This window comes from Herpetosiphon sp. NSE202 (assembly GCF_042688385.1).
Lineage (GTDB): Bacteria > Chloroflexota > Chloroflexia > Chloroflexales > Herpetosiphonaceae > Herpetosiphon.
Map to the genome: position 1 here is coordinate 1 of NZ_JBHUPY010000029.1, position 12,922 is coordinate 12,922.

At 50.8% G+C, this 12,922-nt stretch carries 4 protein-coding genes; all 4 read right to left on the reverse strand.

What is annotated here, in order from left to right; genetic code table 11:
- The coding region (locus tag ACFMKP_RS24310) for a condensation domain-containing protein (RefSeq protein ID WP_382296300.1) at positions 1-1,495 on the reverse strand (1,495 nt) is incomplete at its 3' end.
- Between the two features lie 23 nt (positions 1,496-1,518).
- Positions 1,519-6,084 (reverse strand): amino acid adenylation domain-containing protein, encoded by a 4,566-nt coding sequence (locus ACFMKP_RS24315; RefSeq protein ID WP_382296303.1) that lies wholly within the window; start codon positions 6,082-6,084, stop codon positions 1,519-1,521.
- Between the two features lie 27 nt (positions 6,085-6,111).
- The gene (locus ACFMKP_RS24320; protein WP_382296304.1) at positions 6,112-7,143 is read right to left on the reverse strand and encodes a TauD/TfdA family dioxygenase; all 1,032 of its coding nucleotides are present in this window, start codon (positions 7,141-7,143) and stop codon (positions 6,112-6,114) included.
- Between the two features lie 25 nt (positions 7,144-7,168).
- Entirely contained in the window at positions 7,169-12,922 is a 5,754-nt protein-coding gene (locus tag ACFMKP_RS24325) for a condensation domain-containing protein (RefSeq protein ID WP_382296306.1), read from the reverse strand.

Below are 12,922 nucleotides of genomic sequence, written 5' to 3' on the forward strand. Positions count from 1 at the left end.
GGTGATCAAGCTCGGCATAGCTTAAGCACTGATCGCCAAACCGCACGGCAATCGCTTCCGGCGTGCGGTTGGCTTGTGCTACAAAGAGGCTGTGTAAACGTTGTTCGCCAAGAAAAGCTGGCTCGTGCGTGGCATTCCACGTATGCAGCATCTGTTGGCGAGCTTCATTGTCGAGCAAACTGAATGCACCAAGTTTTTGGGTCGGTTCAGCACAGAATTGATTTAATAGCTGGGCTAAATGAGCCAGCATATGTTCAATCGTGCTCGCACTGAACTGTTGTTGCGCATAACTGAGCCGGAGCGTGAGCGTTTGCTTCGGCAATACCAACAAGGTTAAAGGATAGTTGGTATGCTCAACTGCATGAATATCATGGAAATTCAGCCCGGCATCCGAACCTTGGAGCGTCGCATCGAGCGGGTAATTTTCAAATACCACTAAACTGTCGAATAATGCAGTTCCCCGTGGAAGCTCACTCAGGCGCTGAATATCAGCCAAGGCGCTATATTCAAATTGGCGCAGTTGCACCTGATTGCGATGCAAGTTTTGAAGCCAATCGATCAGGCAAAGGTCAGGATCAACTTGGCTCCGAACTGGCAGCGTGTTGATGAATAATCCGACCATCGTTTCAATGCCTAAAAGATCGGCTGGGCGACCAGCAACCGTCGCGCCAAAAACCACATCCTGCTCGTTGCTATAGCGACTTAAAAGCAGCGCCCATGCTGCTTGAATGATCGTGCTCAGGGTTAGTTGGTTTTGACGAGCCAGCTCTTGCAAGGCGCTGGTTGTTGCACTCGAAAGCGCAAGCTGATCTTCGGCATAGCCCATTTTGGTCGATTGTTGCGGCGTAGGCCGCGGATTAATGAGTGGGGTTGGGCTGATAAACCCTTTAAGATAGCTGCTCCAAAAGCGTTCGGCAACCTGGGTATCTTGGCTTTTGAGCCAATTAATATAGCCGCGATAGGGCTTGGTTGGGGCAAGGCTCAGGCTTTGCCCTTGGCTATAGGCGGCATAGAGACTGAATAATTCGCCCAAAACTGTTGAAACTGACCAGCCATCAAGCAAAATATGATGATGGGTCCAAATAAAATAATAGCTATCAGCAGCAGTTTTAATAATGCGTACCCGCATTAATGGTGCTTTGGTCAGATCAAAATCGGTTTGCTGATCAGTCTGGAGCAATTGATTTAAGCGGGTCTGTTGCGCTTGGGCTGAATCAGCTTGCCAATTGATATACTCAATTGGCAAGCTGATCGTGGTATGCACAACTTGAACTGGTTTATCAAGTTGTTCCCAGACAAAGGCGGTGCGTAAAATTGGGTGGCGATTGAGCACATGCTGGAAGGCGTGCTCAAAGGCTTGCTGATTAAGGTTGCCAGTTAAGCGACAATGCAGTTGCTCAACATAGGCACCTGTGTTGGGTGCATACAAACTATGAAATAGGAGTCCCTGTTGTAAGGGCGACAACCCATAAATTGCTTCAATATTCTTCTTCATGCGTATCTTTCTGTCCTCTGTTCCTAGCCACCAAGTTGGGCCATAATTGCATCAAGATCGTCATCGCTCAAGGCTTCATCTGGGAAATCGCTTGGGGTATAGCTGCCAACATTCGGTGCTTGGCAATGGGCGATCAATTGTTGCAAGGCCTCAATAAAACCATTGGCTAGGGTTGCAATGGTAGCGTGCTCATGAATCGTGCTGTTGTAGGCCCAATCGACGTGCAATTGGTGATTAACCAAGCTGCTATTAATTTCGATCAGGTAGGCTCGCTGGCTTGCGGGATGGCGCGTTGCGCCAACTGATTCTTGAGTCAGCCGCAGTAATGCCGCTTGCTCTTGACCTTGATCAAGTTGCCCAAGGTAGTTGAAACTGACCTGCGCAGCTGGTAAGGCTTGCAATTGCGACCCAAGTTCGGGGTTGAGATAGCGCAGCAATCCAAAAGCAAGGCCGTTATGTGGCACCGCCCGGAGATATTCTTTAATGTGTTTAATCGTTGTTGCCGGATCATGCGGGTCGCTGGAGTGGAGCCGAACAGGAAAGAGGCTCGTAAACCAACCAACCGTTCGCGAGAGATCTATATCCTCAAACAATGGCTCACGTCCATGACCTTCCAAATCAACCACAAGCTGATTTTGGCCAGTCCAGCGTTCAAAGGCTTGCAACAGGGCGCTGAGCAAGAGATCGTTAATCTGGGTTTGATAGGCGTGTGGCACGTCATAGAGCAAGGCTTTGGTCGCCTCAACGCTAAGCGCTACCTCAACATGGCTGCTAGTTGCAATGCTATTGGTGCTACTTGCATGATCGGTTGGTAATGCTTGGGTTGGCCAATCGCTCGCAGGCAGCCAAAATTGTGCTACCTCAGCCATAGTCGGCTGGTTTGCATAGGTTGGTAAGCGCTCGGCCCATGCTTTAAACGAGGTCGTTTTTGCTGGCAATTTCACCGCGGTCGCGTGTTGGAGTTGGCTATAGGCCGTTTGCAGATCGTCAAGCACGATTCGCCATGAGACTCCATCAATAATTAGGTGATGAGCGACAAATAATAACCGCTGCTGTTCGCTCGTTTGAATCAACGCCACCTGAAATAATGGCCCGTGATGCAGATCGAGGCTCGCTTGGATGCGATGAGCAGCTGTTTCAAGCGCTTGGGCGAGATCATTGATGTGCTTGCTGATATCGATTGTTTGCAGCGCAATGGTCGAGGCATCGCTGTATTGCTGTTTCCAACCGTTATCGGTTGCGGTAAACCGCAAGCGCAAACTATCATGATGGGCATAGACATGCTGCAAGGCTTGCTCTAACAGCGCAGCATCAATTGGCGTATTGGCCGCCAACAAGAGCGCCTGATTCCAGTGCGCAGGATGCGGTTGTTGTTGCTCAAAGAACCATTGTTGAATCGGTGTTAGTGTGACCGTACCCGCGATTAACCCTTGTTCTGCGTCGATGCTTGGGCCGCTGCCAACAACTTCGGCCAATTCACGAATGGTACGATGGCTAAATAAGGCGTGTGGGTTCAATTTCAAGCCAGCACTGGTCGCTTTGGCCACAATTTGGATACTGAGAATCGAGTCGCCACCAATTTCAAAGAAGTTATCGTCGATGCCTACTTGTTCGAGCCGTAACACGCTGGCCCAGATTGTGGCCAATTGTTGCTCAACAGCATTGCGTGGCGCATGATACTCGCCCCGTTGCAGGCTGCTGGCGATTGGCACGGGCAAGGCGCGGCGATCGATTTTGCCGTTGGGCGTAATTGGCAAGCGCTCAAGTGGCATATAAATGCTGGGCACCATATATTCAGGCAGCCGCTCAGCGAGAAATTGGCGTAGCCCATCTGCTTGAACGCTCTGATCTGGCTTGGCACTAACATAGGCAACCAAATGTTGTTCACCTGGCAAATGTGGCACATGGCGAGCCACTACGGCGGCTTCGCGGATCGCTGGATGGGCGGTTAATGCTAGCTCAATTTCGCCAAGCTCAATGCGAAATCCATGGAATTTGATTTGTTGATCGGTTCGACCCAAGAATTCAAGGTTGCCATCGTGGCGATAGCGTACCAAATCACCAGTTTTATAGAAACGTGCACCTGGCTCGGTACTAAATGGATTTGGTACAAAGCGTTCAGCGGTTAAACTTGGGCGTTGATGATAGCCACGCGCCACGCCATCACCCCCAATATACAACTCGCCTGCCACGCCAAATGGACATAATTCACCATAGCGATCGAGAACATAGAGCTGGGTATTGGCGATTGGCTTGCCAATTGGGACGCTGCCGGTAAACGCTGCATCGTTGCTCACTTCATAGATACAGCAGCCAACGACCGTTTCGGTTGGGCCATACTCGTTAATCAAGCGGGTTTGGGGTGCGTGCTGGAGCCATGGCGCAATTTGATTGGGCAATAATGCTTCGCCCCCGATCACCAAGGCATGGCTACTTTGCGCCAATTCCTCAGGTTTGAGCAACTGGTTCAAGAGTTCCATGTGGGTTGGGGTGAGCTTGAGCAAGCTCAATTGGCCTGAACGCAGGTAGTGAGCCAAATCTTCAAGCGGATTGGCTTCGGGCAACAAGATAACGGTTTGACCGACAAGTAACGGTGCAAACAGGCTCGTGACGGTTAAGTCAAAGCCAATCGGCGAATGCACAATGCTGCCAACGCCTTGCGCAACAGGATAGGCTTGGGTTGCCCACGTCAGGTAATTCGTGAGTCCCTGATGGGTAATCATTGCTCCCTTGGGCTGGCCCGTTGAGCCTGAAGTATAGATAACATAGGCCAGATTTGTAGGTTGCGGATAGCGTGTGGGATTTTCGTTTGACGATTGGGCAATACTCGGCCAATCACGATCAATCACAATCAGTTCGCGTGTCTGATCGGCAACCTCAGCTGCCCAATTGGCCGACGTAATCAGCAAGCTTGCCCCACTGTCATGGGCAATAAAGGCTCGCCGTTCCGTTGGGTAGCTCAAATCGATTGGTACATAGGCTGCCCCAGCCTTGAGAATCCCAAGTAGGGCAACTACTAACAGCGGCGAACGCTCTAAACTAACACCAACAAGACTATCGCTGCCCACGCCACGCTGAATCAAGCTATGAGCAAGCTGATTGGCTTGTTGATTGAGTTCGCCATAGCTGAGCTGTTGTGCGCCAAACTTGAGCGCAATTGCGCTTGGCGTTGCATGAGCCTGTTGCTCAAACCATTGGCCAAGGCTGCGCTCTTTGGCATAGGCTTGGCTGCTCGCATTCAGGTTATCAACCAAATAAGCACGTTCGGCTGCGCTGATGATGGTTAATTGATCGAGAGCCGCTTCTGGTTGCTGACAAATTGACCCGAGCAAGGTTGTGTATTGGGTCAGAAATTGTTCAATCTCAGCGTGATCAAAGATTGTTTGATCATAGACCAGGCTCAAATGCAGTTCACCAGCCTTTTCGATCACAGCTAACCGGAGATCAAAGCGCTCGATCACGCTGCTCACTTGGTCGATCTGCCACGTTAGCTCGGCTGTTGCGATGGCGCTTGGCTGAATCGTGTAATCAAAGCCATAGCTGCATAATGCGCCATGTGCGCCTGTGCTAGGCCGATTGGTTACATGCTCCCAAATAAAGGCATCTTGCCATTCATGCACTTCACCAATTGTTGCGTTTAATTTTTGTACGGCTTGGCTGAACGATGGTTGCTCAGCAACTTGCCCCTTAATTGGGATATATTTGGCAAATAAACCAAGTGCCGATTCAAGTCCATCGTAATTGCGGCCTTCAAAGCGCCGCGCCACAACAACCTCTGGTTGGGTGGCTAAACGCCCTAGTAGCCCAGCCCAGCCCACAAAGAGTACATCAGCAAGCGTGCTTTCAGAGGCTTGGGCAATTGTTCGCAGTTGATTGACGAGCGCTGGATTAAGTTTATGCTCAATGCTTACTGGCTGGAAATGCGCTCCAGCGGCCCGTTGATGTGGGTACAAGGGTGTATGCAAGGCATGCTGAATCTGTTGTTGCAACCAATATTCTCGCCCAGCTTGCATATCTTCCGAATCAATTAATTCATTGAAGATTTCGGCGAGGTCGGCATATTGCAACCGCTCTTGCTCTGGTTGCTCAATTCCCAAGGCTGCCTGATAGGCTGTACTTAGTTCTTGAACAAGATTGTACATGCTGATTTGGTCGGCATACAAGGCTGAAAGTTTGAGCAAAAGCAGCGCTTGATCGGCAGCAAACACGATTAAATGGGCATGCATGAGGCTTTGATCTTGCTCGAACGGTTGGTTTTGTAGGGCTACGAGCTGTTGATTAAGCCGAATTGTTTGCTCAGCCTGAGCATCAGCACGCAGATCATACACGGACAGGCTGGGAGCGGCACGTTGCTCAACCACCTGAACTGGCAAGCTCATGCCGGTGAGCAATGAGAAGGCTGTGCGTAAGATTTCGTTTTCGGCAGTTACTGTATTGAGCGCTTGTTGCAACGCCGCTTGATCAAGCGTACCAACCAGCTTAATGCTGATTTGATTGGCATAGGTTGGATTTTGGCCATTTTCGGCCAGCCACCACACATGTTTCTGCTGCGGTGAAAGTTGAAATCCTTCGATTGTACCCACACTCATGAATAAAACTCCTCTGCTACGCTAATTTTATAATGCTGAACGTGACAATGGTTCGGACATCCCTACCAAAATTTTGCGCGGGCCACTATAGGGAGTACGAGCGTGGGCGGTCAGCATATTGTCAAGCATGATCACATCATGTTGTTCCCACGGGAAGATGCGGGCTTCGGCATGGTATGCATCGCGAATTGCTTGTAGGTATTCGGGCGCAATCGTCGAACCATCACCATAGTAGGTATTGCTGGGCAGATCTTCTTCGGCAAATTGACTGAGCAAGGCATCGCGAATACTCGCTTCGAGGGTCGAAACATGGAAGAATGCGCCATGGTTAAACCAGAGATCTTCGCCAGTAACCGGGTGCTTTGCCAAGGCTGGGCGAATAACGCGAGTCCGCAAGCGGTTACCATCGCGCCATTCAACCTGAATACCATGATCGGCACAGTAGGCTTCGACTTGGGCTTTATCGGTGGTTTGGAAAACAGTTTCCCACGGCAAGCCTAATTCTTGGCTAAAGTTGCGCACATACATCACATCTTTCGCGGCAAACTCTGCCCGAATGCTGGGATCGATGCGTTGATAGACCTTGCGTACATCGGCAATCGGCGTTTCGCCACCTTGTTGGGCTGGCGTGACACAGTAGAAAAAGAGTTTCATTGGCCATGCATGTTGATACGAATTTTCATTATGGAAAAAGATATGTTGATGCGACGGATAATCAGTTGATGTATAGATATTGCCGCTCACCTGTGAGCGCGGCGATGAACGCTCTTTGTATTCCAAAAGTTCTTGCGAAGCGGCTTTGGTAAATTGTTCGAAGCTGCCAATCTCGCTGAGATTAAAGCCGCGGAATAAAACCCCGCCATGCTTGTAGAGTGCTTGTTGCAGAAAATCGCGATTATTGCTTACCCATGCGATCAAATCAACGCCTTCGACTGCTGGCGTAACCACAAACGGCAAGTTACCGCCATCAGGCAACAAACCTGTTTTAACCAAATCTTCTTGTGAAAAGCTGGCTGATTTCCGTTTGATGTTGGGCAGGCCTTTTTTTGCGATAGTCATGGTCAATATCCTTTCGTAATGCAATTTATACTTGGGTCGAACGAGTAAGTTTTTTGAATTTTTGGAGCCGAGCTTCTTTAAAGGCGGCTTCTTTTTGGCGTTGGGCCGCTTGTTCGGCGGCGTTAATTGCTTGGCCAAGATCGGCTAAAGTGCTATCAGGCTGTGCTACCACGTGCTCTAAGACCACGGCATAGCTTGCTGCAAGTTGCTCAATAGCGCTTGCTTCGTAGCAGTCGCTGTTGTATTCCCAGGTGATGCTCAAACGGTGGTTGATTTCGACGATATTGATTAACAGATCGAATTTGGCAATGTCGGCTTCGATTGCCAAGGCACTGAGCCGAACATCTGGCAGTTCGATCACGGTTGCTGGTGTGTTTTGCAAGACCAACTTAACATCGAAGAAGGGAGCCATGGTGGCGCTGCGTTCAGGGTTTACGGCCTCAACCACCCGATCAAACGGCAGATCTTGATGATCATAGGCTTCCAAGGTGGTTTGGCGTACCCGTTGCAGCAGTTCACCAAAGCTCAAATCGCTGCTCACGGTGGTGCGCAAGACCAGTTGATTGACGAAGAAGCCAATGAGGCCTTCGGTTTCGCTACGGTTTCGATTGGCCATATCCGTGCCGATCACCAGATCGGTTTGCTTGGTGTAGCAATGGGCTACGCTGTGGAAAGCCGCCAACAATAGCATAAACAGGGTTACGCCTGCTTGCTCACAATGCTGTTTGAGTGCAGCGAGGAGTGACGCTTCCAAGGTTTGGCTATAGGATTCGCTACGATTATGCGTTTGGTTCGGTTGGGCTTTGGCCAATGGCGCGATCAAGCGTTCCCGTGGCGATGCCAGTTGTTGTCTCCAATAATTGACATGGCGATCCCATACCTCACCTTGAAGATAGGCGCGTTGCCAATGGGCAAAATCTGCATATTGGATTGGTAAATCAGCAAGATCGGCTGGAATGCCTTGGCGCTCAGCGCTATAAAAACTGGCTAATTCGCGTAGCAAGACACCCAATGACCAGCCATCAGCGACAATGTGATGCATCACCACCACCACGACATGGTGTTCATTGCCAAGTTGCACCAATTGCACCCGTAAAAGTGGGCCTTCAGCGAGGGAAAACGGGCTTTGCGCCAGTTCGTGAATCAGGCTTTGCAAGGCCATTTGCTGCGCTACCTCGGCCAACGTGTTAAGTTCAATAAGTGGAATCGCAATTTTCAGCGCTGGCAGAATCACTTGATACGCTTTGCCTTCATCGGCTTGAACGATCGTACGCAGGCTTTCATGGCGCTCAACAAGTCGTTGGAAACTCGCAATCAATGCTGCCTGATCAAGCTGACCGCTAATTTCGACCGCAAATGGCATATTGTAGGCAGGATTTTGCGGCTCCAATTGATGTAAAAACCACAAGCGTTGTTGGGCAAATGATAACGGCAAAGGTTGGCTGCGATCAGCCTTTGGAATCCGTTGATCGGCGTTACTCGCTTGCGCGTGAACCCGCTGTGCTAAGGCATGAATCGTTGGTTCGGCGAAGAAATCGCTGAGACTCAAGGTGCACTGCAGCGAATCGCGAATGCGCGAGAGCACTTGGGTCGCCAATAACGAATGCCCACCAAGCTCGAAGAAATTCGCATGGATACTAATTGGGCTAATTCCAAGCAACTCTTGCCACAGGCTGACTAGAGTTTGCTCAACGGCAGTTAATCCCGATGATTGCTCGCTTGGTAGTGCCGCTAGGTCGAGGGTTTGAATTGCTTGGCTGCGGCGGAGATCAAGCTCAGCAGTTGCAATCGTCACGCCAAGTTCGGCCAAGCCAAAGAGCCGATCAAAGACTGCGTGATCGTGCTCAGGCTGGATTGCAAAGCGATCAGCGCTATGCCATTGCTCCCATTGCACGCTGATCCACGTGGTTGAACTATGCTGCTGCGCGAATGCAGGCAACCAATGCTCAACGCAGTTCACCAGTGGCGTTGGCTGAAGCTGTAACTGGCTATAGACCAACACAAGGGCTGGTTGCTGCTGGGCAATCTGCTGGAGCGTATCAAGCTGCTGATTGAGCAGGGTCTGATCAAGTTTTTGTGAATGGCCGCCATCAAGCCGATAGCTGATCCCTGCAAGTTTTGGCACTTGTTGGAATACGCTGGCCCACCCATCCAACTGACTCAGATCCGCCTGAATGAGCTGAATCCTAGTTTGTTCAGCAAGCGTCTGTAAGGCCTGCAAACTTGTGCGTAGCTCGCTATCCAGCGCCTGATCGGCCAAGTAGCTCGCCCACAGTGCTTGCTCTGGCAAGGCTTGGGTCGTAACTAAGCTTAATTGCGCTTGAACGGTTGTTGCTAGATAATTGGCTAAGGCAAGCCCCTCGGCTGAGAGCGCATCGCTGATTAAGTAGTGGCCATGCTGGATTAAGCGTGGTTGGTATTGCTCATTGTTGAGCGCTTGAGCCTGCCGTACCCAACGGCGTTTACCACGATAGGCTACTTCAACCGCCTGCGACTGGGCTAGCGCTTCGATGATCACGGAATCAACATAATACGCTGCATAATCAAGCTGATTTTTGCTCAAATCAAGGTCGATCATGCAGAGTTTCGGTTGCGTTGCAATTCCCAATAGGCCACTGAAGAGCGCTTGTTGCGGTTTAATTGCGGCGTTGCCAGCGAGATCATAGGCTTGATTGAGTACAACATGGAGCCGATTGAGCGCAATTGGTGCTTGAGCTAAGGCTGCAACTACCTGTTCAAAGGCTGTAATCTCAGCAGTATCAGCCTGTAATTGCCAGGTGTAAATGACGTGATTGGGTAATTGCTCGGTTGCCACAAGCTCGCTCAGCAGTGCTTGGAGTTGATCGCTGCTGGGTGCGAGGCTATACAGATCGTGATCATAGCGGGTGAATGTCGTGCCTTGGCGCACCACAATGACCGCTTGATCGAGCCATTTCAAGCGTCGAACCAGTGCTTGGCTAAAGCTACTAGCATCAGCAAAAACTAACCATGAGGTTGAAGGCGTGAGCAAGGCGGTTAATGGCTTGCCCAACGGTTGGATTTGCCAGCCTGCCACGCTAAACCAATCATCAACTTGAGTAAAACGGCCTTGGCGGCGCGGTCGTTGCTGGGTTTGCTCATGGCTAGGCGCGTCGATCCAATAGCGTTGCTGGTCGAAGGCATAGCCAGGTAAGTTAACTCGCCGGCGATTTGCTGGAGCTTGAATACGACTCCAATCGATCCGTACACCCTGCGACCATAGCATCCCAAGGCTTTGCAACAGAAACAGCTGATCGTCAGCCTGCTCTTGGGGATGGCGCATCGAGGTTACGCCCACCACATCTGCGGCGTGCTGCCGAACGAAGGTACTGAGGCTACGGCCTGGGCCGACCTCCAGCAAAATTGGGCTTGCCTTAGCAGTTAATGTCGTAATGCCTTCGGTAAAGCGCACCGTTTGTCGCACATGTTTGGCCCAATATTCAGGATCAGTCGCTTCTTGACTGGTAATCCATGTGCCCGTGACATTCGAAACAAATGGGATCTGGGGCGGATTTAAACGAACTCGCCGCAGTTGTTCGGCAAATGCCCGTAACATGGGGTCCATCATCATCGAATGAAAGGCATGCGATGTATGCAAACGTCGCCCTTCAATCCCTTGCGTGGCGAGCTGTTGCTTGAAGGCTTCAATCGCCGCATCTGGCCCTGAAACAACACTCATTGTGGGGCTATTCGTTGCTGCTAAAGCGAGGTTTGTGCCCAAAAGTGGTTTTAAGCTCGCTTCTGAACAAGGGACGGCGAGCATGCTGCCACTCGGAAGCTTTTGCATCAAGCGTCCACGGGTCGCAACAATCATCAGGGCATCGTTAAGCGAAAATACGCCTGCCAAGCACGCGGCAACATATTCGCCAATACTATGCCCAATCATCGCTTGCGGAACAATGCCCCACGCCAACCAGACTTGGGCAAGGGCATATTCAATCGTAAACAAGGCTGGCTGTGCATACATTGTTTGATTCAGTTGTTGGCTTGCCATAGCAGTTTGGTCGCTATCGGCAAAGATCAGCGTGCGAATATCAAGGCCAAGCTGCGGCCTCAGTAATTCGGCACATTGATTAACCGTTTGGCGGAATAGCGGCTGGTGTTGATAGAGATCGGCGGCCATGCTGACATATTGCGAGCCTTGGCCAGGAAACATAAAATTGACTGCTTTGGCCGTTTCAGAACTTGATGCATAAACGCCATTGTTGCGTTCCAACCGAATCAGGGCTTGATAGGCCTCCTCGTGAGTCGTACACACCACGGCCCGGCGCACACCAAAGCTTTTTCGTCCCTGTTGCAAGGTATAGGCAATGTCGGCCAAATCGGTTGTTGGATTTGCCTGCAGATAGTTGGCCAATTGCTGCGCTTGACCAGCTAAGGCTGTTTCTGTTTTGGCGGACAACACAAGCAACTGTGGGCGTGGCTCGGTTTTGTTGGTAGCAATGGTTGGCGCTTCTTCAAGCACCATATGAACATTCGTCCCACCAACCGCAAATGAGCTAATACCACCACGACGTGGATGCTCACTTGTATTCCAAGCCTGTAATTCTGTATTGACATAAAATGGAGTTGTCGGGAAATTGATCACTGGATTTGGTTGATCGCAATTGAGGCTTGGCGGGAGTTGCTTATGATGTAAGGCTAAGGCGAGCTTAATCAAGCCAGCTACGCCAGCACCAGCATCAAGGTGGCCAATATTTGATTTGACCGAGCCAATTGCGCAAAAGCCTGTTTGATCGGTGTTTTCGCTGAATACTTGGCTTAACGCGGCAATCTCGACGGGATCGCCAAGCGCAGTGCCAGTACCATGAGCCTCGATATAGCCAACGGTCGCTGGATCGATCTCGGCAACCGCATAGGCCGAGGCAATGACTTCAGCCTGACCATCAACGCTTGGTGCGGTATAGCCAACCTTCAAGGCCCCATCATTGTTCATGGCCGAGCCTTTGATAATCGCGTAAATTGGATCACCATCAGCAACGGCCTCAGCTGCTCGCTTGAGCACAACCACACCAATGCCGCTGCCAGCGATTGTGCCACGCGCATTGGCATCAAATACCCGACAATGACCATCTGGCGAGTAAATGCCGCCTTCTTCATAGATATAGCCGTTTTTCTGGGGCGTGGTAATTGAAACCCCACCGACCAATGCCATATCACATTGATAATCGAGCAGACTCTGGTAGGCTAAGTGACAGGCGACCAACGAGCTCGAGCAGGCAGTTTGCACGGCCATGCTTGGGCCACGCAAATTGAATTTATAGGAGGCACGGGTTGGCAGAAAATCTTTATCGTTGCCAAGTCGTACCGCCAATGGCCCAACCGATTCAAGATACTCGCGGTTGGGATACAGATTGGCTAACAGATAACTGCTCAACTGGGTACTGGCATAGACCCCGATTGCGCCGTCATACTGTTCAGGATTGTAGCCAGCATCTTCAAGCGCATGCCACGCGCACTCCAAAAAGAAGCGATGCTGGGGGTCCATAATCTCGGCTTCGCGTGGGGTAAATCCAAAGAAGCCAGCATCGAACAGATCGATCTTCTCAAGGGCTGCGCGGGCTTTGATATACTGGGGGTGCTGAAGTACCTCAGCACTGACCCCAGCTTGGATTAATTCTTCGTCGGTGAAGAAGCTGACTGATTCAACCCCGTCACGCAAGTTGGCCCAAAACTCAGCAATGCTTGCCGCTTTGGGAAAGCGTCCGGCCATCCCAATAATTGCAATGCCATCGATTTCAGGCACGTCGTGCTGTGTCAT

Excerpts from the sequence above, each read along its gene's own strand:
- ACFMKP_RS24325 (WP_382296306.1), bottom strand. The coding sequence starts at position 12,922 with ATGACACAGCACGACGTGCCTGAAATCGATGGCATTGCAATTATTGGG.
- ACFMKP_RS24315 (WP_382296303.1), bottom strand. The coding sequence starts at position 6,084 with ATGAGTGTGGGTACAATCGAAGGATTTCAACTTTCACCGCAGCAGAAA.
- ACFMKP_RS24320 (WP_382296304.1), bottom strand. The coding sequence starts at position 7,143 with ATGACTATCGCAAAAAAAGGCCTGCCCAACATCAAACGGAAATCAGCC.